This is a genomic window from Vibrio gangliei (assembly GCF_026001925.1).
Lineage (GTDB): Bacteria > Pseudomonadota > Gammaproteobacteria > Enterobacterales > Vibrionaceae > Vibrio > Vibrio gangliei.
The window spans coordinates 252,866-275,725 of sequence record NZ_AP021870.1 but is presented as its reverse complement, the minus strand read 5'-3'; the positions used below and the strand labels follow the sequence as shown (position 1 = coordinate 275,725).

19 protein-coding genes and 3 pseudogenes are annotated in these 22,860 nt (G+C 42.3%); 12 read left to right on the top strand and 10 right to left on the bottom strand.

The features are described 5' to 3' along the window. The gene (locus Vgang_RS13220; RefSeq protein ID WP_105901320.1) at nt 1-1,095 is read right to left on the bottom strand and encodes a NapC/NirT family cytochrome c; all 1,095 of its coding nucleotides are present in this window, start codon (nt 1,093-1,095) and stop codon (nt 1-3) included. Nucleotides 1,096-1,354: 259 nt separating this feature from the next. Between Vgang_RS13220 and Vgang_RS13215 the strand changes: the two genes are divergently transcribed. The 3 genes and pseudogenes from Vgang_RS13215 to Vgang_RS13205 all read left to right on the top strand — a co-directional run. Next, complete coding sequence (locus Vgang_RS13215; protein WP_105901319.1) at nt 1,355-2,353, top strand: LLM class flavin-dependent oxidoreductase; 999 nt, start codon at nt 1,355-1,357, stop codon at nt 2,351-2,353. Between the two features lie 285 nt (nt 2,354-2,638). Continuing rightward, nucleotides 2,639-5,971, top strand: coding sequence for a pullulanase-type alpha-1,6-glucosidase (gene pulA / locus Vgang_RS13210; protein ID WP_105901318.1), 3,333 nt, complete (start codon nt 2,639-2,641; stop codon nt 5,969-5,971). A gap of 229 nt (nt 5,972-6,200) precedes the next feature. Then, a pseudogene (locus tag Vgang_RS13205) lies at nt 6,201-6,368 on the top strand (AEC family transporter); the annotation flags it as partial. Here Vgang_RS13205 and Vgang_RS13200 read toward each other — a convergent pair. Further along, a pseudogene (locus Vgang_RS13200) lies at nt 6,365-7,738 on the bottom strand (fructose-specific PTS transporter subunit EIIC); the annotation flags it as partial. The pseudogenes Vgang_RS13205 and Vgang_RS13200 overlap by 4 nt on opposite strands. 39 nt (nt 7,739-7,777) lie before the next feature. Further along, nucleotides 7,778-8,602, bottom strand: coding sequence for a shikimate 5-dehydrogenase (locus Vgang_RS13195; protein ID WP_105901316.1), 825 nt, complete (start codon nt 8,600-8,602; stop codon nt 7,778-7,780). A 170-nt stretch (nt 8,603-8,772) separates the two neighbouring features. On the opposite strand from Vgang_RS13195, the gene Vgang_RS13190 reads away from it, so the two are divergent. Both Vgang_RS13190 and Vgang_RS13185 read left to right on the top strand, forming a co-directional pair. Then, the gene (locus Vgang_RS13190) at nt 8,773-10,551 is read left to right on the top strand and encodes an SgrR family transcriptional regulator (protein ID WP_105901791.1); all 1,779 of its coding nucleotides are present in this window, start codon (nt 8,773-8,775) and stop codon (nt 10,549-10,551) included. A 378-nt stretch (nt 10,552-10,929) separates the two neighbouring features. Then, entirely contained in the window at nt 10,930-11,112 is a 183-nt protein-coding gene (locus tag Vgang_RS13185) for a hypothetical protein (RefSeq protein ID WP_105901315.1), read from the top strand. A 127-nt stretch (nt 11,113-11,239) separates the two neighbouring features. Here the strand turns inward: Vgang_RS13185 and Vgang_RS13180 are convergent, their stop codons facing one another. The 3 genes and pseudogenes from Vgang_RS13180 to Vgang_RS13170 all read right to left on the bottom strand — a co-directional run bounded on the left by Vgang_RS13180 (nt 11,240) and on the right by Vgang_RS13170 (nt 12,815). After that, a complete protein-coding gene (locus Vgang_RS13180) occupies nt 11,240-11,479 on the bottom strand; it encodes a GlsB/YeaQ/YmgE family stress response membrane protein (protein WP_105901314.1) in 240 nt (79 codons plus the stop codon). Between the two features lie 251 nt (nt 11,480-11,730). After that, nucleotides 11,731-12,354: pseudogene (locus tag Vgang_RS13175) on the bottom strand (IS3 family transposase); the annotation flags it as partial. Between the two features lie 212 nt (nt 12,355-12,566). Continuing rightward, complete coding sequence (locus tag Vgang_RS13170) at nt 12,567-12,815, bottom strand: hypothetical protein (RefSeq protein WP_105901313.1); 249 nt, start codon at nt 12,813-12,815, stop codon at nt 12,567-12,569. Between Vgang_RS13170 and Vgang_RS17115 the strand changes: the two genes are divergently transcribed. Beyond that, nucleotides 12,781-13,134: a zinc-ribbon domain-containing protein gene (locus Vgang_RS17115; RefSeq protein WP_105901312.1), complete on the top strand. Its 354-nt coding sequence runs from the start codon at nt 12,781-12,783 to the stop codon at nt 13,132-13,134. The genes Vgang_RS13170 and Vgang_RS17115 overlap by 35 nt on opposite strands. Before the next feature lie 124 nt (nt 13,135-13,258). Here Vgang_RS17115 and Vgang_RS13165 read toward each other — a convergent pair whose 3' ends face one another. The 4 genes from Vgang_RS13165 to puuE all read right to left on the bottom strand — a co-directional run bounded on the left by Vgang_RS13165 (nt 13,259) and on the right by puuE (nt 16,848). Beyond that, the gene (locus Vgang_RS13165; protein WP_105901311.1) at nt 13,259-14,539 is read right to left on the bottom strand and encodes a urate hydroxylase PuuD; all 1,281 of its coding nucleotides are present in this window, start codon (nt 14,537-14,539) and stop codon (nt 13,259-13,261) included. A gap of 153 nt (nt 14,540-14,692) precedes the next feature. Next, nucleotides 14,693-15,226, bottom strand: coding sequence for an ureidoglycolate lyase (locus Vgang_RS13160; RefSeq protein ID WP_105901310.1), 534 nt, complete (start codon nt 15,224-15,226; stop codon nt 14,693-14,695). 94 nt (nt 15,227-15,320) lie between these two features. Beyond that, nucleotides 15,321-15,836, bottom strand: coding sequence for a 2-oxo-4-hydroxy-4-carboxy-5-ureidoimidazoline decarboxylase (gene uraD / locus Vgang_RS13155; protein ID WP_105901309.1), 516 nt, complete (start codon nt 15,834-15,836; stop codon nt 15,321-15,323). A 91-nt stretch (nt 15,837-15,927) separates the two neighbouring features. Further along, the gene (gene puuE, locus Vgang_RS13150; protein WP_105901308.1) at nt 15,928-16,848 is read right to left on the bottom strand and encodes an allantoinase PuuE; all 921 of its coding nucleotides are present in this window, start codon (nt 16,846-16,848) and stop codon (nt 15,928-15,930) included. A 463-nt stretch (nt 16,849-17,311) separates the two neighbouring features. On the opposite strand from puuE, the gene uraH reads away from it, so the two are divergent. From uraH to artM, 6 genes are all read left to right on the top strand, one after another. Beyond that, complete coding sequence (gene uraH / locus Vgang_RS13145) at nt 17,312-17,665, top strand: hydroxyisourate hydrolase (RefSeq protein WP_105901307.1); 354 nt, start codon at nt 17,312-17,314, stop codon at nt 17,663-17,665. 198 nt (nt 17,666-17,863) lie between these two features. Further along, nucleotides 17,864-19,219 (top strand): NCS2 family permease, encoded by a 1,356-nt coding sequence (locus tag Vgang_RS13140; protein ID WP_105901306.1) that lies wholly within the window; start codon nt 17,864-17,866, stop codon nt 19,217-19,219. A 678-nt stretch (nt 19,220-19,897) separates the two neighbouring features. Then, complete coding sequence (gene artP, locus Vgang_RS13135) at nt 19,898-20,626, top strand: arginine ABC transporter ATP-binding protein ArtP (protein ID WP_105901305.1); 729 nt, start codon at nt 19,898-19,900, stop codon at nt 20,624-20,626. An 84-nt stretch (nt 20,627-20,710) separates the two neighbouring features. Further along, on the top strand, nt 20,711-21,445 hold the full coding sequence (locus Vgang_RS13130; RefSeq protein WP_105901304.1) for an arginine ABC transporter substrate-binding protein: 735 nt from the start codon (nt 20,711-20,713) through the stop codon (nt 21,443-21,445). Between the two features lie 14 nt (nt 21,446-21,459). After that, the gene (gene artQ, locus Vgang_RS13125) at nt 21,460-22,176 is read left to right on the top strand and encodes an arginine ABC transporter permease ArtQ (RefSeq protein WP_105901303.1); all 717 of its coding nucleotides are present in this window, start codon (nt 21,460-21,462) and stop codon (nt 22,174-22,176) included. Then, nucleotides 22,173-22,847, top strand: a complete 675-nt coding sequence (gene artM, locus Vgang_RS13120) for an arginine ABC transporter permease ArtM (protein WP_105901302.1) — start codon at nt 22,173-22,175, stop codon at nt 22,845-22,847. Before artQ ends, artM begins: the two co-directional genes overlap by 4 nt. The last annotated feature ends 13 nt before the right edge of the window (nt 22,848-22,860 follow it).

Genomic DNA, 22,860 nt, shown 5'->3' with positions numbered 1-22,860 from the left:
TTACTCCTGTCCTTTCATATCTTTGGCGTGATATTGGAAGAATTTAGTCAAAATTTCTAAGTTCGCATCTGAGATATCAGTACGAGAACCCATGGTTTTCACAACCGATGGCCATGCGTTCATTGTAAAATGATCAGCTGGAATCTTAGCGTGACAGGTTGAACAATATACATTGTCTAAATCTTTCGCGTATTTCCACATTGGCTCACGAGATGACAATACAGGGCTATCAATCTCACCGGTTAAGGTTGCGCTACGCCACTCGTTTCCATAATGGTCTGTTTCGTACTCACCTACTTTCAGCGCTTTCTGACCATTCTCAGTCAAGCTAGCAAGGATGGCACGTTTACCATTATCAAAATAAAGGATCTGCTCAGCACCTTTCATTTGGTAACCCGATACCGTTACAGAACGTTTCTCGCCATCGGCTTTCTCTACAGTTAATGCAGTGGTCGGATTAATGGTTGCAAGATCCCCCATTTGAATAGGGTTAAGTGCATACACTTCTTTGGTATCCGCCGGTGTTTTCTTCGCGATATCAACTAAATGGTCGAATTCAGACGTATCTAACTTCATCTGTGGAGCCATGTGAGCGACGCCTTTATGACAATCGATACAAGTTTGGCCATCTTTTTGCGCTGCGATATGCATTTCACGAGCGCCTTTAGGTTGGTCGTAAAGCTCCATCGCATCAAAACTGTGGCATGAACGGCAGGTTGCAGAATCATTCGCTTTAAGCTGATCCCACACGGTTTGCGCCATTTCTAAGCGATGTTCTTCGTACTTTTCATCAGTATCAATTTTACCGGTTACGAACTCATGGTAGAGATCTTTTGATGCACGGATCTTGGTCCACAGATAATCGACGGTGTTATGGGTTGGAATGTGGCAATCGGCACACTCGGCTCTTACGCCTTTGCTGTTACTAAAGTGCACTGAACCTTGGTACTCGTGAAAAGGTTTTTCCATAGTGTGGCAAGAAACACAAAATTCAGTGGTCGAAGTGGCATGAAGCACAGCTTGGGTTCCCCCAAAAGTGATCCAGCCAATTACCACACCGATTAAAACGATAATGGCAACGTAGCGTTTTTTCATAATTATTATCCTATATATGCTCACAGGTTAGATTCGCAGCGGCGGCAAATCTACCACTTAAGGATAGGTTCCGAAAGTGATATTTATCAAGTAAATCATTAATTTTTAAGCTATGTGGTTCGTTTATAAGTTTCGCCCTTGAATCATTACAATTACGCCACAACTTATAAAATTAGATTTAACACTTTCTCACAAGACAAACACTAAAAACCATTTGTCTGAATTTGCTGTCTTCTCTTCTCATGACTAAGGAAAACCCATGTCTATTTTGTCTGATATTCCCTTCTCTCTTCTCGAACTTGCTCCTATGAGACAAGACTTCACCGTCAAACAAACTCTAAACAATAGCCTTAAATACGCGCAGCACGCAGAAAAACTCGGTTATCACCGCTTTTGGCTAGCAGAGCATCACAATATGCCTGGCATCGTTTGTGCAGCCACATCAGTACTTATTGGCTATATTGCCGGCGGCACAGAAAAAATTCGTGTCGGTTCTGGCGGGATCATGCTGCCGAATCACCCACCACTGGTAGTAGCGGAACAATTTGGCACATTAGAAAGTTTGTATCCTGGAAGAATAGATTTAGGTCTAGGACGTGCTCCTGGAAGCGATCAAATTACCAGCCGCGCACTCAATAGAGATGAGAAACGCGCCGATGAGTTTCCAATCGAAGTAGAAGAACTGCAAACCCTGCTTGGCCCATACAACGGATTTAGCCAGGTTCGAGCCATGCCAGGTGAAAATACCAATGTGCCGATTTGGCTATTAGGTTCGAGCCTTTTCAGTGCACGACTTGCGGCAGAAAAAGGCTTACCTTATGCTTTTGCTGGTCACTTTGCTCCTCGATTTATGCACGATGCAATTGAGATTTACCGCAATGAATTCCAACCTTCTGATGTTCTGGATAAGCCTTACGTTATGCTCGGTTTACCTTTAGTTGCCGCGGAAACCGATGAAGAAGCCCAATATTTATCGACTACGACAAAACAGCGTGTGCTTTCGCTCATTCGCGGTAAAGAACTGTGGCTAAAACCACCCGTCGACAGTATGGACGGATTATTGAATGAGCAAGAAGAAGCCTATGTCGATAATTTCCTAGCGCTATCCATCACTGGCGGCCCTTCAACTATCAAACATCGTTTAGAAATGATGGTGAAACAACTGGGCATTGATGAATTTATTTTCACCAATGATTTGTACGACCCAGAAAAACGCAACCGTGCACTTGAAATATTGGCTGAAGTTAAGAACGCGTAAATAGCCATTTTTTAAAGATAGAAATATCAAATTCAAAGCTGAAATAATGCACTCTTATAGAGAATATTTTTCAGCTTTCATTCTTGCCAATTTAAACAACTTTCACTCTGTACATGAAACCAAACACTCTATTTGCGCATAATGTGACCATGCCAGAAATATAAAAACACCCAGTTCCATCAAATGACAAATAATGAAAATCATCACGGTATGCGTAATGAGATTCGCTCTATTGTCCGTCCTCTAATATTCACTTTTTATCATAATAAGAATTAAGGATGAGACATGAGGAAAAATAACAAACATATAAGGACATTAAAAACCTACTTATTATCTGCTTGCACGATAGCCCTATTATCAGCATGTGACGACACCAAAGATGAGACAGACGACAACGATAATGGCGCCATATCGGAAACCTACTTTGATACTACCAATCCTCCCAATTTCGATATCGTATTACCGGAAACTTCCGGCCCAACAGCAAAATTAGCCGCCAGTGAACCGGTTACAGATCCTGTTACGCCTGAGGCTAATCACGCCATTATCTACTACGTTACTAAACCGGGCGATACGGATTACAGTCAATACAGCTTATATACGTGGAATAACGACAGTTGCGATAGAAGTGACGAAAGTTGGTTGAAAGGCTGGGAGGATACGTCTAACTCCCCAACCGGCATCGATCAATACGGACCTTATTGGGATATTCCTCTTAAAGATGGGAATACCGATTGCATTAATATCATTATTCGAGATCAGGATTTATCAAACACGCTAGGCAGTGACGCCTCGCCGAACTTAAGTAGCAACAATTATAATATTGCTTTAGTCGCTGGTAGCACGACGGCATATAAAAATAGAGAACAAGCTTTTATTGAATTATCGGGGATTTCTAATGCTCAAGCTCACTTAATAACATCAAATCAATTAGTATGGAAAAACGCACCGAGTAATGTGGCTGAATATCGACTCTACGTTTCACTTGATGGAAAAATACAATTAAATGACAACTATGAATATACTCAGCCGTATATTGTTTTGTCTTCATCAAGTTTATCGGCAGAGCAACAAAGCCAATACCCACAACTTAAAGATGATAGCTTAACCTTTACTTTCGATAACACCATTAATAGTCGTAATGTTATTAAGGCACAATTAGTTGCTATCGCAGTGGACGACGAAGGTAATGTACTTGGTGGCACCAAGGTTCAAACGGCCAATAGCTTAGATGCCTTATTTGCCGACAACGCCCAAGATACTGAATTGGGGTCAGTGCTCGAAGCTGACGGGCGAACTCAATTTCAAGTTTGGGCTCCCTCTGCACAGAATGTCGTCTTGGTTCTTTTCGATGAAGCTAAGAAAGAACGCGGCCGTTTACAAATGGACTATGATTCAGCGACTGGTGTCTGGTCATTGACAACGGATAAAGCTCAATCTGGCTCCTATTATCGCTACGATACCACTGTTTTTCATCCCGCTTCTAACCAAGTCGAACAATATCAAGTCACCGATCCCTACTCTTTAAGCTTATCGACCAATTCAGCTTACAGCCAAGTTGTTGATTTAACCGATCCGAGCTTAAAACCTCAAGGTTGGGATACATTACAGCGACCAGTGAAGCAAGATAATCCTGCAGATTTCATTATTTATGAATCCCATGTGAGAGACTTCAGCGCACTGGACAATTCAACTCCAAGCGAATACCGAGGAAAATATCTCGCCTTTACTCAAGCCGATAGCACTCCAGTGAAACATTTACATTCACTGAGTGAAAGTGGTGTCACTCACTTACATTTATTGCCTATTTTTGATATTGCGACCATTGCAGAATCGAATGATAACGTGGCTAATCTGGATCAACCGTTTAGCAAACTATGCCAAGTTAATGCAAGCGTGAAAAACAGTGACTTTGCGAGTTATTGCCAATCGGCCATGAGCATTCAAGAGGTATTAGAAGAGTTATTAGGATCCGATAGTGCTGATAATCCTAAAGTTCAGGAACTTAATCGATTCATAGCCGATGTGGATAGCTTTAACTGGGGCTATGACCCGTTTCATTACACAACACCAGAAGGTTCTTACTCAACAAACCCAGAAGGCACGGAACGTATTCTTGAAACCCGAGAAATGGTTCAAGCAATCAAAAATAATATCGGTATGAATGTAGTAATGGACGTCGTGTATAACCACACCAATGCAGCTGGCCCAACGAGTGATACTTCGGTATTAGATAAAATCGTACCTTGGTATTACAACCGTTTAAACCCCATTACGGGCAGTGTCGAGAACTCAACTTGTTGTTCAAATACTGCGCCAGAGCATGAAATGATGGGCAAACTTATCCGTGACTCTTTAGTTGTGTGGGCACGAGATTACAAAATCGATGCATTCCGTTTTGACCTTATGGCCCATCATCCACTAAAACAGATCCAAGATGCCTTAGCCGCGGTGCAACAGGTTGATCCTAATATCTATTTCTATGGTGAAGGCTGGAATTTTGGTGAAGTGGCTGACGATGCATTATTCACTCAGGCTTCTCAAGCTAACCTCGCCGGAACTGGTATTGGTAGTTTTTCTGACCGTTTAAGAGATGCCGTGCGTGGCGGCAGTCCATTTGACAGCCAAGAAGGGATCAGAGCCACACAAGGGTTTGGTAATGGTATCTATGTTGAGCCAAATGACCTAAGCGAGCAAACCTTGACCGATGCCTTACATGTATCCGACCTTGTTCGCCTTGGTATGGCAGGAAACTTGAAAGACTTTTCATTTATCGATTCGACGGACGTACTGATTAAAGGCTCCGAACTCGACTACAATGGTCAAGCAGCCGGTTACGCCCAAGACCCAACAGAAATACAAAACTATGTGTCCAAACACGATAACCAAACGTTATGGGATAACAACCAATATAAAGTGCCTTATGCTAGTTTGCTCGAAGAAAGAGTCCGCATGCAGGCTGTCTCACTTGCGACGGCGATGCTAGGTCAAGGTGTGCCATTTACTCATATGGGTTCTGAGCTACTGAGATCCAAATCCATGCAACGTGATTCTTATGATTCTGGTGATTGGTTTAATAAAGTGGACTTTACACTTCAAGACAACAACTGGAATAAAGGGCTGCCACGTAAAGATAAAGATGGTGACAACTACGCCATCATTAGCAAAGTGATTGAAACGCACAGCCTAAACGCAACGCCATCTCATCTTGAAATGGAAACCATGGTGTCGTATTACAAAGATCTGGCTAAGTTACGCCACACCTACTCATTACTGCGTTTAGGAAAAGGTGAAGAAGTCATTAACCGAGTAAAATTCCACAATACCGGCAGCGATCAAATCCCTGGATTGATCATCATGAGTATTGATAACGGCACTCACGTTGATGATGTTTCCACTAACAATATTGATGGTCTAGTCGTTGCCATTAATGCCTCACCAAATACGATCAACTTTCCTTTACCAGTAGAACGGCTTAAATTAAGTCCGGTGTATCAATCCGATTTAGCCCAAGGAGTTACAATTGAAGGAACCGAATTAACCCTTCCAGCTTGGACTCCAGCTGTTCTAATTCTTCCGAGACAATCCGTTAGAGGAGAAGGCATTCCAATCAACTGATAACCCAATAAACTTATCGTTTATAAAACTGATAGCTCTACCTACGGCAGAAAAGCCAATGGTAGAGCTCTACTCCCCCTATAAAATGCTCCTTTTTGTAGGAGTGGAATAAAGATTCATACTAATCGCTACTAACAAATCCGAATCAAACAACAACTGAGCATTAAAGTATCTAGTCCTGTCTTCGCTTTAGAGCGTTTACAGACAGCACTGGAAAACAGGTAGTAAGATGTTACTCTTTTCGATGTTGCCTCTAGCAGTCTTGAATTACCTGCTTGCTGAGAGGTTTGACCTTGAGCCTGCTAAGGTCGCTTCAATGGTGCTGTTTGGTAACTTTTTATGCATCGTAACTTTGCCAGTGCTATTGACGATTGCTTTGTCATTAGAACCTTTTTAATCAATATTCTCTTTTGAATGACTATATTGTCCTTGTTTTAAGAATGCATACATAACACCGGTTACAATCGTTCCTGCAATAATTGACAAAATGTATAAGCCAACATTGCCAACGGCATTTGGAATCGCCAGAACAAACAGACCTCCATGTGGTGCCATCAAGGAACAACCAAAGAACATAGATAGAGCACCAGCTAAAGCACCACCGACCATAGTAGAAGGGATTACTCGCATTGGATCTTTCGCAGCAAACGGTATGGCACCTTCAGAGATAAAACACAATCCAAGTAAAAATGAGGCTTTTCCCGCTTCTTGTTCCGTTTTAGTAAATTTGTTCTTAGATAAATAAGTCGCGAGTCCCATACCAAGAGCAGGTACCATCCCTGCAGCCATGATCGCCGCCATTGGTAAGTATGATTGTGACGCAAGTAATCCGACACCAAATGTATAAGCCGCTTTGTTTACCGGACCACCAAGGTCGAAACATTGCATTGCACCAAGAATTAACCCTAGTAAAACTGCGTTAGCCGACGTCATGCTTGATAAGAAATCGGTCAGCATCGTCATGGTTTGCGCTACAGGTCCTGCTACCAGATAGATCAACACGAGACCAGTAAATAAGCTTGAAATAAGAGGAACAATTAAAATGGGTTTCAACGCTTCCATACTTTGTGGCAGTACTACTTTTTGGACAACAAATCTTGCTGAATAACCCGCAATAAAACCAGCAATAATTCCGCCAATGAAACCCGCACCACTGCTAGCCGCAATGAACCCTCCGATTAAGCCTGGAGCTAGCCCCGGACGGTCAGCAATAGAAAATGCGATAAACCCGGCTAATACAGGAACCATTAGAGCAAAAGCAGATTTTCCGCCAATCTGCATTAATGCTGCGGCTAATGTTCCTTCCTCTTTAAATGCCTCAATACCAAAAACAAAAGAGAGTGCAATACATAAGCCTCCGGCAACTACGAGTGGAAGCATGTGTGACACACCGGTCATTAAGTGCTTATATACACCGCCTAACTCTATTTTAGTTAACTCGTCAGTCGCCTTAGTCGTTTGGTAGATTTTCCCGTTCTCTAATGCTAATGCAATAACCTCGTTTGCCTTTTTTAACGCATTCCCAGTACTGGTTTTATATAATTTTTTACCGGAAAAACGGGCTAGATCGAGTTCAATATCAGCAGCAACGATAACCACATCTGCTTGATCAATATCGACCTGCGTAAGTGTATTTTTTGAGCCAACCGATCCACGCGTTTCCACTTTAAGTTCATAACCACTATTTTGGGCGGATAGTTCTAACGCTTCAGCCGCCATAAATGTATGCGCTACGCCCGTAGGACAGGCAGTAATAGCAACAATTTTATATGTCATGTAGGGTACCTTATTTATTTTTTATTCGATTTAACATTCACTTCTTGAATAAGCTGCTGCTTGCTCAAAAAGCTCCTGACTCGGTTTAATTCCGGTATATAAGTGAAACTGCTCAACGGCTTGAATAGCAAAAACTTCACTACCGGTGATCACGGTTTTATTTATGGATTTTGCAAACTCAACCGCTGGTGTAACAACCGGGATGGCAACAACATCAAACAGCACTTGCGCATGTTCAATTTCTTGCTCAGAAAAGCAAAGGCTTCCCTCTTCTGGGCCACCACTCATGCCGAGTGGCGTTGCATTAATCAGCAAATCAGCTTCGATGCCTCTCATATCAGCTTGCCATTTGAAACCACACAAATCGGCTAACGCCTTACCGCTCGTCTCATCAATAGCCACGATCACGCCATTGGTGAATCCCAGGTCTCTTAGTGCACACGCCACCGCCTTCGCCATTCCTCCACTGCCTTTTAAAGCAAATGAAAAATCAGTTGGGATCGAGTATTGAGTCAGTAACGTAGAAATAGCAATGTAGTCGGTGTTATACGCCTTGAGATGGCCGTCAGTATTAACGATGGTGTTGACGGAATTAATCGCTGCCGCAGAAGGATCGAGCTCATCCACTAATGCGATGACTTGCTCTTTAAATGGCATCGAAATAGCGCAACCCCGAAAACTAAGGGCTCTCACCCCGGCTATCACGCCAGCCAGATCTTTACTGGTAAATGCCTTATAGAGATAGTTCAGATCCAATGCATCGTAGAGGTAGTTATGAAAGCGTGTACCAAAGTTGGTAGGTCTTGCAGCTAAAGACATACAAATCGTTGTATCTTTGTTAATTTTTGTGTTCATCAAAACTCTCCATTTCTTTATTCACGAATAGGTAAACCACGGCGAAAATGTATCGAAATCTCGACATTCTCTTTTGCTCACGGTGAGATACACCTTGTTGATGGAGATAGAATGGTCTAAATTGAGGTAATTAAAAATTGATGCATTTAAATTTTTTAAGTTCCTCTTTTATGACTAGCAATAGACTCGAACAACAATATCTCAAACTGCTTAACCACTTTGGTGAAACAAGGGTGTCGGTAACGTTACAAGAGCTTTCGGACTACCTTTTCTGTACCAAGCGGCATATGCGAAATCTTTTGATCAAAATGCAAGAGTCCGGCTGGATTGATTGGCAAGGAGAGTTTGGGCGTGGAAAACGCTCGACACTAACGCTACTAAGTAATAAAAACCAGTTACTTAGTAAAAAAGCTGAAACCTTAATTGATAAAGGTCGCTTCAATGAAGCAATTGATCTTCTCGGCTCAGACAAACACTTAGTTGCACCATTATTGCGGTCGAAATTAGGCTTTAGCATTAACCCAGACAACCAGGTTCTGCGTGTTCCCTACTATCGAACTATGTACAATTTGTACCCAGGGACACCTTTGCGCCGTTCAGAGCGTCACCTTATTCGTCAGATCTTCAGTGGATTAACTAGAGTAAAAGAGGAAATAGGTGAAGTAGAAGGCGATTTAGCTCATCATTGGCGACAAATTAACCCGTCTATCTGGCGATTCTATATAAGGCCTGCGGTTCAATTTCACGATGGTCGTCTGTTAACTTGCGACGATATTGTTACCTCTCTTAATCGTGCTCGTAAGCTTGACCTTTTTTCACATATTGAGCAGATAAAAATTGTCGGACCACATTGTGTAGAATTTGAACTCAGCGCAGAGGATGATAACTTTCCGCAACTATTAGCAACAGCCTCAGCACTCATACTACCTGCTGATCATGATGAAATAGAGCATTTTGCCCGCTCACCAGTTGGTACAGGCCCCTACCAAGTGATACAAAATGACGAACGCCGTTTATGTCTTAAAGCATTTGATAGTTATTTTGGATTAAGAGCTCTACTTGATCAGGTCGATATCCTGATGTGGCCGAATCTAACCCATCAATCAGATGGATCAGTCGAAGAGACACAGCTATCATTATCAAACAAAGCGAATGCAACCTGGTTGAGTTCAAGTTTGAGTGACAAAGAATATATCACAGGAGTTGCGTCTGATCTGACTGGTGGGCCTTCTGACCTTTTCGAGGAAATGTTTTTAGAACAAGGTGGATATTTCCTACTCTGCGATAGTCACTCGGATAAGTGGCAAAATCCAGAAAGCCGAGCTTGGTTGCAACAAATTCTTAATCCTTATTCCATATCACAAGAGCTGAATCCTGCTATTCGCTATTTATGGGTGCCGGCAACCAGTTTACTTCCCAATTGGTGCCACAGGATTGCACCGACTCATTCAGCTTCTCCTTTTAATAGCACAGTATCAGATGCTGTGATTCGCTTAGCCTATCATGATCACCATCCTGAGTTTCCAGCTCTCGCCAATGCGATGGCCTCCCTACTTAAGAGTAACAATATTAATCTCGAGATAATCGAGTTACCTTATGAGCAGTGGGCGCAAGGTACGGCAGATAATATTGATATCTGGTTGGGTACCATCAATTTTCCAGTACCAGAAACCTGGCATGTTGGTGCCTGGTTACTAGGCTCGCCGCTGATGCGCAGATCAATTGGTGGCCGAGATAACAACCTATTGCGGTACTGGCATAATCAATGGCGCTGTGGAGAAATAAATTCGGAACATCTTATTTGGCAAGTAGTTCATTCTGGTTGGCTACAGCCACTATTTCACCATTGGATGCGTCTTAAAGGCCCAGCTAACGCTCAGGGTATCCACCTTAATAACTTAGGTTGGTTTGATTTTCGAACTACTTGGTTTGAACCAGAAGACCAATAACTATCTACCACATACGATCCATATATCGACATATTACTAGGCAAATTAATTAGAAAAATCATGCAAATTTCTGACGAGTAAGTTCATATCTTTGTTGGGCAAACTCGTCTTGGGGCACTTTCGATTTAGAAATGGCAGCATATCGACTGCGATAGCAGCCATTTTAATACTCCACTTTAATGCTCAGTATTGTTCTTTAATAATTAGCATTAGACTTTATTACTCACTCACACATTTCCACACGCGTAACACACATAACCTTTCTTTTTGTAATGACAAATTCATAAACTTAATTTTCATTTTTAATGCGTGCGTTAATGAATTGTTAGCAGTATTGTTAAATGGAACTTACATTTAGTTACAATTTGGAGGTAGAGTATGAAAGTTCTTATTCAATATGAAGAAACGGGTATGTACAAAGACAGTACATGGAGCACTCCTTCATTACGCGCCAAAGGCCAATTACATGCGGTCGAACCTGCTTGTGCAGCAACGTTAATTAAAAACCACAAAGCGAGTTTACACAGAAATAAACAAGGGGATATTGTCATCGAAAAATAAACAATATCCATTAATGCTAAGGTTAAAACATAGCAAATAAACTCGCATAAAAAAGAAGCAAAAAGCGCCACCATTAATGATAATGACGGCGCTTTTGTTGTTTCTGATAGTCAGAAATTTTGCAGAATTAAGACTTAATTAAACGAGATAGATACAACAAGATCACAGCACCAACGGTAGCAGTAACAATTGAGCCAATGAATCCTCCAGAAGAAAGCCCTAGAAGACTGAAAGCGAAGCCACCAATAATTGAACCCACAATACCAATGACTATGTTACCTACAACGCCAAAACCAGAGCCTTTCATGATTTGCCCAGCTAACCAACCTGCTATTGCACCGATAATTAGGAATGTAATTATTGACATCGGCATTCTCCTTTTTATTGAAAACAAACTAATCTCACTGTTCTAAGACTAGCTAACTTTTCAAAAAAAACTCAAGAATTCATTCAATTATTTAAAATTTTCATCTTGCCTGATTTCTTCCTCATTAGAAAAAGAACAAAAAAAGCAGCCGACATCCCGCTGCTTAAAGGAAGAACTAAGCGTGTTTAGTCTGAGTTAGACTAAATGCTTTTTAAACAAGTTGATCTGATCCAGCAAGACTGGACACCACATTAAGCGACATTTTGCTGTTCAAAGTTAACTGGGCTTAGATACCCAAGAGCACTGTGCCTTCTCGTCCGATTATAATCAACCTCTATGTATTCGAAGATCGTTTGACGCATCTGGTCTCTCGTCATAATCGGCTCATATTGGATCGCTTCAACTTTCATAGAATGGAAGAAGCTCTCAACACAAGCATTGTCCCAGCAATTTCCTTTCCTACTCATACTTTGTTTTAGATTATAAGTAGTTATGAGGTCTCGATAATCTTTTGAGCAGTACTGACTACCTCGATCACAATGAACGATAACCTGCTCAGGGAACCCACGACGTAACAACGCCATTGAGAGTGCGTCACAGACCAGCGTAGCCGCCATTCTGGTATCCATAGACCATCCGATTACTTGTCTTGATTAAAGGTCAATAATTACTGCCAAGTACAGCCAGCCTTCGCTTGTCGCAACATAGGTGATGTCTCCCGCCCATTTTTGATTCGGAGCCGCTGCGTTAAAGTTCTGAGCCAACAAGTTTGGAGCAACAGGCATTTGATGCTTGCTGTCCGTAGTGCACTTAAATTTACGTGCGGCTTTCGGCGTTAAATCTTGACGCTTCATACTGGCCGCCATGGTTTTAACGCCTTCCGAAAAAAGACTATCGAATGGCTTTAAAGAGAATTGAAGCCATATTCGACGCTAAGCCAGGTACACCTGAAGGTGATGAGATTGAACTGCTAGCTTCTTTTGTTGAAGGATATGAAGATGAGCATTATCCAATATAATTGAATTTATCAGTTGAAGTAGTCAATGAAAATTGCTCATAGCAAATATATAATGAGTGACACTGGCTATTAGTAGAGCAATTGGTTAGTTAAATAAATCACTAGAAGTACTATCGATATTAATAAAATCACAAAGATTAGAACTTGAAGCACCTTTTTTATCAGACTTGGCCTATCAAGAATTTCACCAGCTTCTTCTCTTAACCTTCTATCTTCATCAAAATGCCACTTAATAGCAAAATAGGCCCCAATACCTAAAACTATAAGTTTCAAAGCTCCAGCAATGTACGGAAAAACATCTATTAAACTGTTATCCATTTTTATTCCCAATAAACTAGATGCTGATTATAGTGATGAGAATACCAGACCACCGAATGAAGTGAAACATAGTGACAAAACTTTACGTATTTGGTGCTGCAATAAAGGCCATAAATGGAAGGAAACCGTTAACTCTCGAGTGGCTCGCCTAAAAGATGAAACATACGGAGCTGATTGCCTTTACTGCAAGCACTGTGCTGTATATGGAAGCCTGTATTTAGGCGAAAATCGTCCTGATTTGTTAGAACTATGGGATTATTCTAAAAATACTATCGACCCGATGACATTGATAGTGATGGATACTGATGTTCATCTCTAGTGCAAAAAAGACAACAGCCATAGTTTTAATAGCTCTTTAGTTCAGACGAAAAAAAGGCACCCGAGGGAAGGTGCCAATCATTACCATTCAAAATGGAACGAATTACATATTTTTACTTTAGTAGTTAGATTTTCGCGCCGTCATTCACCCAATCTACGACCAATTCACGCTCTTCATCTGTCATCTTGGTTAAGTTACCTAATGGCATAACACGCGTTTGAACTTGAGATTGAATACGTGGTGCATTAGTTTGGATTTCTTCCGGCGTATCCAACATCACACCGGCGGGCGCTGTCGCAAACATATTGCTGGTTGGCGTTGCTGAGTGACATTCCACACAACGCTCCTTGATCACAAGTTGCACTTGAGCAAACACTGAGGCTTCACCCGCGCTGGACTCAGTTGCCGGCTCGGTTGCTTGTGCATTCTCACTGGTTGCGGAAGAGGCATTGTCATCGACTGTTGGTGCTTGTTGTTGAGCGACAGGCGCATCAGGTTGAGATAAGCTCGGCATTTTATTCGATGTCACAAACGCAAGACTTATCATACCCAATACCGCCACAGGCACCGCCCATGCAAATTTTTGGCTGCCATGACGCGTATTAAAGTAATGACGAACCAAAATACTGAATACCGCTAAACACGCCAAAATTAACCAGTTGTATTCCGAGCCATACGTGCTTGGGAAGTGGTTACTAATCATGATGAACAGCACTGGCAATGTTAAGTAGTTATTGTGACGAGAGCGCAATAGACCTTTCGCTGGCAGTGCAGGATCAGGTTCAGTCCCCTCTTCAATTGCTTTCACTAAGTTACGCTGCGCAGGCATGATGATGAAGAATACGTTACCCACCATGATGGTACCAATAATTGCACCAACGTGAATGTAGGCACCACGTCCACTGAATACTTGGCTTAGCCCGTACGCGGCACCTACTAAACAGAAGAACAGCACAATACCCAATAGCATTGGTTTCTTACCCAATGGCGAATCACACAATAATGTGTAAATAACCCAACCAGATACCAATGAACCCACACCAATACCAATCGCAGCACCCACACTTAAACCTGAGCCAGGAGCAATCAGATAGATATTCGCATTGAGGTAGTACACCACCGCCAATAGCAGCACACCGGTGATCCAAGTGAAATACGCTTCCCATTTAAACCAATGTAGGTTGTCTGGCATTTTTGGTGGCGCAAGTTTGTATTTTTCTAGATGGTAAATACCACCACCGTGAATCGCCCATAAATCGCCTGATAAACCGGTTTTAGGGTTCACACGGTTTAAGTTATTTTCAAGCCAAACGAAGTAGAACGACGCACCAATCCACGCGATACCCACGATCATGTGTACCCAACGAATTGCAAGGTTGAGCCATTCGGTAATATGCGGATCCATAATTTTCTCCTTAACTTTTCCATGTCTAGAGCACAATAAGCCGGGATATGGTGAACCGACTTGCTCTGAGCAGACTCTTCTTTTAACAGGCTATCGCGCTTAACAGGTTAATATCGACAACAACCTAAACTAGATCATGACTAACCCAATGAATTACTTAACTTTAGGTAAGTTATCTAGTGACAAGATGACTTTAGTTGATGGTTCAAAATACACTTCATCACAGTTATTGCCCTCTCCGGCACGATCAACAATTAAGAATTGATCATCGGCTTCAAGGGCCAATACTGGATGGTGCCAAACCCCTTTGTGATAATTGACACCTTGACGCCCGTTGCTCAAAAACGCGCGTAATGCCTCGGGTTGCAAATCTTCACCTTTCTCTGCCACCACGATTAAGTATGGGTGACCAAGAAGAGGAATAAAGGCTTGCGAGCCTAAAGGATGACGCTCCATCATTTGAATATGCAACGGGTACGTTAAAGGGGTAGCCTGGAAAATACTGATGATGGGTTCACCACCGTTGTCTGCCACATCCACATCTGCCATACGGTGATAGCGTCGAGTCGAGCCGTTGTTAATCATAAAATAGTCACTGACTTCTTTATCAATCACATCACCAAATGGCTTAAAGGCCTCTTTAGTTAATGGTTCGACTTCAAGTGAAATAATGGTGTCTACAGTCATGTTATCCCTTCCGTAATTTTCTAGCTGAGTGGGACGTTATCTCAACAGATCAAGACGTCCTCGTGTCTAGACAGTCCTCATTCCCTTTTATGATTTACATGTCTTGCAGGCGAAACAGAGCGATCTTATTGATCTGAGCGATTGCTGTCGCAAACTCGGTTTCTTTATCGTTGTGAATTCTCTCGGCAAACGAGGCCAAGATTTGGTGACGGTTCGCCCCTTTTACCGCCATGATAAAAGGGAACTGAAAACGAGCTTTGTATCGCTCATTAAAATCGGTAAATTGTGCAAATTCTTCTGGCGTACATTGGCTAATACCTGCGCCAGCTTGCTCGGAGGTTGAAGCAGCAGTCAATTCACCATTAATTGCGGCTTTGCCAGCTAAATCCGGGTGAGCGTTGATCAAGTCTAATTGCTCTTGTGGCGAAGCATCTAACATGGTTTTGGCCATTGCCGCGTGTAAATTTTCAATATCATCCGAGGTCTCATTTAACCCCTTATCAAATGTACGCTCGGCTACCCAAGGGCTGTGTTCGTAGATATCTGCGAAGGTTTCTACAAACTCAGCTTTGGTCATTTGGCTTGGTTTACATGTCTTAAATAGTGCCACGATCGCTTCCCTTTTCATTGCTTATTTATTTTTATTTGCTTATTTATTTTTATTTGCTTATTTATGCTTCCATTGTATTTCTATTTTCTGATTACTTGAGCATGTCTGGATGTGGATGACATTCATGCCAATGTTTCGCAATATCAATACGACGGCACACCCATACTTTGTCGTGCTGTTTGACATATTCCATAAAGCGCTTCAAACCTTGAATACGTGCTGGGCGACCAATCAAACGACAGTGCAAACCCACCGACATCATTTTTGGCGTTTCTGCCCCTTCTTCATACAAAGTATCAAATGCATCTTTCAAATATTGGAAGAATTGCTCACCGGTATGAAAGCCTTGGTTAGTTGCAAAGCGCATATCATTGGTATCGAGCGTATAGGGAATAACAAGTTGAGGCTTCGGTCCTTCGGTATGCCAATAGGGTAAGTCGTCATCGTAGGCATCTGAGTCATATAAAAAGCCACCTTCTTCTGCGACTAATTTACGCGTATTCACACCATTGCGGCCTGTGTACCAACCGTAAGGGCGCTCACCTGTGATGTCTTTAATCACATCAATCGCTTTTTGCATGTGTTCACGTTCGGTATCAATATCGATATTGTGATAATCCAACCAACGATAACCATGGCTACAGATCTCATGGCCCGCTTTCACCATTTCCTTTATAACGTCAGGGTGGCGTTCTGCCGCCATACCGACCACGAAAGCGGTCAACGGATAATTGAATTGCTCGAAAAGTTTCAGAATACGCCATACGCCAGCACGACTACCGTATTCGTAGATGGATTCCATGCTGATGTGTCGAGCATTAGGGAAAGGTTGCGCACCAATAATTTCAGACAAAAACGCTTCAGATTCTTTATCACCGTGTAACGTACAACGCTCACCGCCCTCTTCGTAATTCAATACAAATGAAACGGCAACTCTGGCATCGTTTGGCCATTGTGCGTGAGGTAGTTCTTTTCCATAACCAATTAGGTTACGTGGATAATCACTGCTCATGAACCTCTCCTTATTAATCATCCCTGAATTCAATTACGTTCTGCTTACTGTCGAGGCCTGGATTTTTAATCTGCACGACTGGTTTCTAACGGTACAGAATACGACTGCAGTTTGCTTTTTCGAACGAACTTTAATCTTTGTTTTATTGATTGTATACAATTATTAAAACATGGCAAATTATTTTCTTCACATCTTGTTAACTCGCGCACTATTCACCCTGTCACAACTAAAAACCTGACTTATTAGTCAAATAATGCTCGATTTTTATAGTAGATTTCAGCATGCCAAAAAAAGAATAAAATCATTAAATTTCAACCAGATATAAAATTACAAGCAAAATACCAAAGCCGACATAGCATGATCTGTTGCTAATTTTTTATACAGTCAGCTTTACCTAACACAATCTTGTGTACATAATTAAATCCAAATATTCACATTTCTTTCACAATCAACAGGGATGACCATGGGAAAACTTACAACACACGTTTTAGATACCGCCAGTGGTGTGCCAGGCAGTGACATTAAAGTTGAGCTTTTTCGTATTACTGAGCAAGGGGCGCAAAAGATCAAAACCGTCATGACGAACTTTGATGGCCGTACCGATTCACCGCTATTAGAGGGAGCAGAATTTGAAACGGGTAAATATGAATTGATTTTTCACACAGCGGCCTACTTTCAGCAACGTGGTGTCACGCTCGACGAAGTCCCATTTTTAGATGACATTTCAATTCGTTTTGGTATTAACGATCAAAGCAGCCACTATCATGTGCCACTACTTTGCTCACCTTATAGCTTCTCAACCTATCGCGGTAGCTAATCAAAAGATTCGATGAAATAGCCCGTTTGCTGTCGGCTATTTCATCCAGTCAAGGGAAATGCCCATTTTATTAAACCGGTGTGAAGATCATGATGTTCTTCAGGGCTTCTTACGCCTCAATTGGCGTCAAGCTCTCTATCTCAGCAGCCTCATTTGACGACGTTGCAAGTAGATGCCAAACCACAAGGAATCAAGACAGTGGAAAATTCAAACAGCGAAACCTTAACGCCAGAATCAAGCCAACCAACGGGTTTGCTCGAACGTTTCTTCAAACTGAAAGAACATGGCACCACAGTTAAATCTGAAATCATTGGCGGTATCACCACTTTTGCCACCATGGCTTACATTATCTTCGTAAACCCATCAATCATGGCCACTTCCGGTATGGATGCGGGGGCATTATTCGTTGCGACTTGTGTCGGCGCGGCCATCGGCACGTTATTAATGGCCTTTTATGCTAATTGGCCGGTCGGACTGGCACCGGGCATGGGCTTAAATGCTTTCTTCGCTTTTACTGTTGTCGGTGAAATGGGCTACACCTGGGAAGTCGCCTTAGGCGCAGTATTCATTTCAAGTGTGCTGTTTGTCGCCATGAGTTACAGCAGTTTTCGTGAATGGATCATTGACAGTATCCCGCATAGTTTACGTTATTCGATGACTGCTGGTGTGGGCTTGTTTTTGGGCTTAATCGGCTTAAAAACAGCAGGCATTGTAGTAGAAAGCCCAGCGACGTTAGTTTCGCTTGGTGATTTCACTCAGCCGAGTGCCGTACTCGCCGCGGTCTGTTTTTTGATCATTAGCGTGCTGAGTGAACGTAACGTATTTGGTGCAGTATTGATTGGTATTTTCTCTGTCACGTTAATTGGCTTTTTCATGGGCATTGTCGAGTATCACGGCATTTTTGATACTCCTCCTAGCCTAGCACCAACCTTTATGGCAATGGACATTAGTGGTGCGCTAGAAGTCTCTATGATCAGCGTGATTTTGGCTTTCTTGTTCGTCAATATGTTCGACACAGCGGGTACTTTGATGGGTGTCGCGCAACGAGCGCACTTGGTCGATGAACAAACGGGCAAAATTAAAGACCTACGTAAAGCATTAAAAGCAGACAGTATCGCCAGCGTAGCCGGTGCGTGTGTAGGCTGCCCTCCTGTAACGAGCTACGTTGAAAGTGCCGCGGGGGTCGCAGCCGGCGCTCGAACTGGCTTATCTTCGGTTGTGGTTGGCTTATTATTTATTGCTGCGATTTTTGTTTCGCCGCTAGCAGGCATGATCCCTGGTTATGCTACCGCGGGCGCTTTAATTTATGTTGCGTTCGTAATGATGAGCAGTATGCAGCACATTAAGTGGAATGACTTTACCGATGCCGCTCCTGCTGCCATTACCGCGCTCATGATGCCGCTGACCTTTTCTATCGCCAATGGTATCGCACTCGGTTTCATCACTTACACTGTGCTGAAAGTGGCAACGGGAAAGAGCAAAGAAGTCTCGATTTGTATGTACGTACTCACCGCTATTTTTATCGCTAAATTGGTCTTTATGACTGGGCATTAATTTCTCTCAAGCAGGCTGTCACTCAGCCTGCTTTCTTTATAGAGACGTTAAACCTGATCGAGTTCAAATAAGTCAAATTGTGTCTATGCAAGCGAACTCAAAATTGCTCTAAATCAAAATTAATTCAGCCACACTCCGTTATGTTGAAGTCATGCTAAACACTTCATAAGAGAGGATGTCTATGAAGCTAAAAGCCTGTGAAAATGATTCCATCATGATCATCTCACCACCAAAGCCTATATGTTGAAAGGTGGACTTAATCACGAAGTAGAATTGGCACGCATGCCAACCACAGAAGATGAACTGCTTGAACTACTCAGTGATTCCATTTCCATGCAAATGAATTAGAACCCATTGAACTAACCAACCTAAGCAGTCAAGAAAATTCACGAAGGTTCCAATTTTACTATCACCCCATTTGTATACCGCTAATGGGGTGATTTTTACGTAATTGATAACTCTCTCACCAATTTTAGTCTTAAAAACGACCAATAAAATATATTGATATATAGTAACCGGATCGAGAACGCATTCATGCAAGTAATAAAAGATCCACTATTGATTACATATTAGGCAGTTAAATCTTCTTGCAATGTGATTTTATATACATTTTTCTTGCATAAAATAACGTTTTCATTAGTATATCGAACTAGTAATTAATTGGTGCAGATAGTAAGCATGACCATTCAAATTAACGACATTAATAAATTCTACGGCAGCAACCAGGTCTTGCATGATGTGAGCTTTAGTTGTGATGCAGGCGATACTTTGGTTTTACTTGGCCCAAGTGGGGCGGGAAAAAGTTCACTGTTGCGCGTATTGAATTTATTAGAAATGCCAGATAGCGGTACACTCACCATTGCCGATAAATCATTCAACTTTTCAGATGATATTTCTGAAAAACAAGGAATGGCACTGCGTAAAAAAGTGGGCATGGTTTTTCAGCAATATAACTTATGGCCGCACATGAGTGTGTTGGATAACTTAATTGAAGCTCCGGTTAAAGTCGCAGGTATGCAAAAAGAGCAAGCCAAACAAGAAGCGATGCAGATTTTAACTAAGCTGCAATTAGCCGATAAAGCCGATGCTTGGTCTCTACAGCTTTCCGGTGGTCAGCAACAACGCGTTGCGATTGCACGCGCGTTAATGATGAAACCTGAAGTATTACTGTTCGATGAGCCTACCGCGGCGCTTGACCCTGAAATCACCTCTCAAGTGGTCAACATTATTAAAGATTTGAGCAAAACTGGGATCACGCAAATTATCGTGACTCACGAAGTTGATTTTGCTAAAAAAGTAGCCAGTCATCTTCTCTATTTAGAGAAAGGCCACGTGGTGGAATATGGCGATCATTCGCACTTTACTCAACCACAATCACAAGCTTTTGCTGACTATTTAAAACATTAATCAAACAGATTAAAAAACACTGATAATAAAACAGAATGCTAGCCCAGGTTAGCGAAAATCACAGATATAAACGGAGTTATACAAATGAAAAAAGTTCTACTTGCGAGCCTAATTGGTCTAGCTTCAACGCATGCCTTTGCTCAAGACACGATTAAATTTGCGACCGAAGCGACTTACGCGCCATTTGAATACATGGATGATAACAATCAGATTCAAGGCTTTGATATTGATTTAGCCAAAGCGCTTTGTGAAGAAATGAAAGCCACTTGTACTTTCCAAAACCAAGCGTTTGACAGCTTGATCCCGGCGCTTAAATTCAAACGTTATGATGCTGCAATTTCTGCAATGGACATCACTGAAGAACGTCTACAGCAAGTAAACTTCACCAATGCTTATTACGATAATGCTGCTGCATTCGTTTCTGCTAAAGGTAAAATTTCAACGTATAAAGATTTAGAAGGCAAACGTGTCGGCGTACAAAACGGCTCAACCCACCAAAGCTATTTAACCGAGCAAATGCCAGGTGTAGAAGCTGTACCATACGCAAGCTACCAAGATGCGTTCATCGACATGCAAAATGGCCGAATTGATAGCGTATTTGGTGACACCGCCGTTGTTGCTGAATGGTTTAAAAAAGACGACAACCTAGCTTACGTTGGCAAGCCAGTGACGAACCCAAACTACTTTGGTAACGGTTTTGGTATTGCCGTGAATAAAGAAAACAAAGAATTGGTTGAGCAACTCAACGCAGCTCTAGAAAAAATCAAACAAAATGGCGAATACAAAGCGATCTTCGACAAGTACTTCGCTAGCAAATAAGTGGTAAACAATACGTGATGTTCTCAGGTTACTCTTTGGCGTTAATAAACGCGAGCTGGCTGACTATTCAGCTCGCTTTCACCAGCCTTTTGGTCGGTTTGGTTCTTTCTATGATATTTGCAAGTGGGGAAATGTCTCGCTTCAAATTCATCTCTTGGCCAACCACAGCCTTAGTCACGGTGATCAGAGGGTTACCTGAGTTATTAGTGGTTTTATTTATTTTCTTTGGCTCTAGCCAGATCTTGTTTTACATCACGGGTGATTACATCGAAGTCAGCCCGTTCTTATCTGGTGTGGTCGCGTTATCGCTGATTTTTGCTTCCTACGCGGCTCAAACCTTACGTGGCGCATTAAAAGCGGTGCCAAAAGGTCAACGTGAAGCGGCAGTTGCACTCGGCTTACCTAAGTCGCATGCCTTTATTCGTATTATTCTGCCGCAAGCCATTCGTCATGCCCTACCCGGTTTAACGAACCAATGGCTCGTGTTATTAAAAGACACCGCTTTGGTTTCTTTGATTGGTGTCACCGATCTTCTCAAACAAGCGCAGCTCACTTCAGCTGCAACCCATCAAAGTTTTACTTGGTATGCGACTGCGGCAGCGGTCTATCTAGTGATTACCTTAATTACTCAACGCGTGATCGCCAAGATCAACAAAAAATATCAATTACAAGATGCCAATATGGCTTCAAACAAACCTAAGAAGAAACAGCCGCTAGGAGCGCAATCATGAATGAACAACATGTTTGGCAGCTACTCGATGGCCTGCAAACTAGCCTTGAGTTAACCGCGGTATCATTGCTGGTTGGTTGTACTTTGTCACTGCTGATGACCATGACGCTAATCGTGCGCCTACCTGTTGTTCATTGGTTAAGCCGAGGTTTAATCACGCTATTTACAGGCACGCCGCTGTTAGTACAAATCTTCTTGATTTATTACGGCCCAGGCCAATTTGCATGGATTCGTGATAGCTTTTTATGGGATTGGTTACGTGAGCCTTGGTTTTGCGCAATGTTAGCGCTGGCGTTAAATACCGCTGCGTACAGTACACAATTGTTCAAGGGCGCATTTGATGCTATTCCTTCTGGTCAGTGGCAAGCTTGTCGCGCACTCGGCATGAACACCAAAACAACCTTGGGTGTACTGTTGCCATACGCCATTCGTCGCGCCATTCCCGCTTATTCTAATGAAGTCATTTTGGTGTTTAAAGGCACCTCACTGGCCAGTACCATCACTATCATGGACTTAATGGGATACGCACAACGCATCAATGCACAAACCTACGACACCTTAACCGTGTTTGGTATTGCCGGCGCTTTCTACCTGATTGTGAATGGCATTTTGTCTTTAGTATTCCGCAAAGTAGAACAAAAAGTGCTGGCGTTTGAATCACAAAGCCATTGATAGCAGAAAGAAA

Coding starts and splice junctions, on each gene's coding strand:
- Vgang_RS13220 (WP_105901320.1), bottom strand. CDS start 1,095: ATGAAAAAACGCTACGTTGCCATTATCGTTTTAATCGGTGTGGTAATT.
- Vgang_RS13215 (WP_105901319.1), top strand. CDS start 1,355: ATGTCTATTTTGTCTGATATTCCCTTCTCTCTTCTCGAACTTGCTCCT.
- pulA (WP_105901318.1), top strand. CDS start 2,639: ATGAGGAAAAATAACAAACATATAAGGACATTAAAAACCTACTTATTA.
- Vgang_RS13195 (WP_105901316.1), bottom strand. CDS start 8,602: ATGAACACAAAAATTAACAAAGATACAACGATTTGTATGTCTTTAGCT.
- Vgang_RS13190 (WP_105901791.1), top strand. CDS start 8,773: ATGACTAGCAATAGACTCGAACAACAATATCTCAAACTGCTTAACCAC.
- Vgang_RS13185 (WP_105901315.1), top strand. CDS start 10,930: ATGAAAGTTCTTATTCAATATGAAGAAACGGGTATGTACAAAGACAGT.
- Vgang_RS13180 (WP_105901314.1), bottom strand. CDS start 11,479: ATGTCAATAATTACATTCCTAATTATCGGTGCAATAGCAGGTTGGTTA.
- Vgang_RS17115 (WP_105901312.1), top strand. CDS start 12,781: ATGTACGGAAAAACATCTATTAAACTGTTATCCATTTTTATTCCCAAT.
- Vgang_RS13170 (WP_105901313.1), bottom strand. CDS start 12,815: ATGGATAACAGTTTAATAGATGTTTTTCCGTACATTGCTGGAGCTTTG.
- Vgang_RS13165 (WP_105901311.1), bottom strand. CDS start 14,539: ATGGATCCGCATATTACCGAATGGCTCAACCTTGCAATTCGTTGGGTA.
- Vgang_RS13160 (WP_105901310.1), bottom strand. CDS start 15,226: ATGACTGTAGACACCATTATTTCACTTGAAGTCGAACCATTAACTAAA.
- puuE (WP_105901308.1), bottom strand. CDS start 16,848: ATGAGCAGTGATTATCCACGTAACCTAATTGGTTATGGAAAAGAACTA.
- uraH (WP_105901307.1), top strand. CDS start 17,312: ATGGGAAAACTTACAACACACGTTTTAGATACCGCCAGTGGTGTGCCA.
- artP (WP_105901305.1), top strand. CDS start 19,898: ATGACCATTCAAATTAACGACATTAATAAATTCTACGGCAGCAACCAG.
- Vgang_RS13130 (WP_105901304.1), top strand. CDS start 20,711: ATGAAAAAAGTTCTACTTGCGAGCCTAATTGGTCTAGCTTCAACGCAT.
- artM (WP_105901302.1), top strand. CDS start 22,173: ATGAATGAACAACATGTTTGGCAGCTACTCGATGGCCTGCAAACTAGC.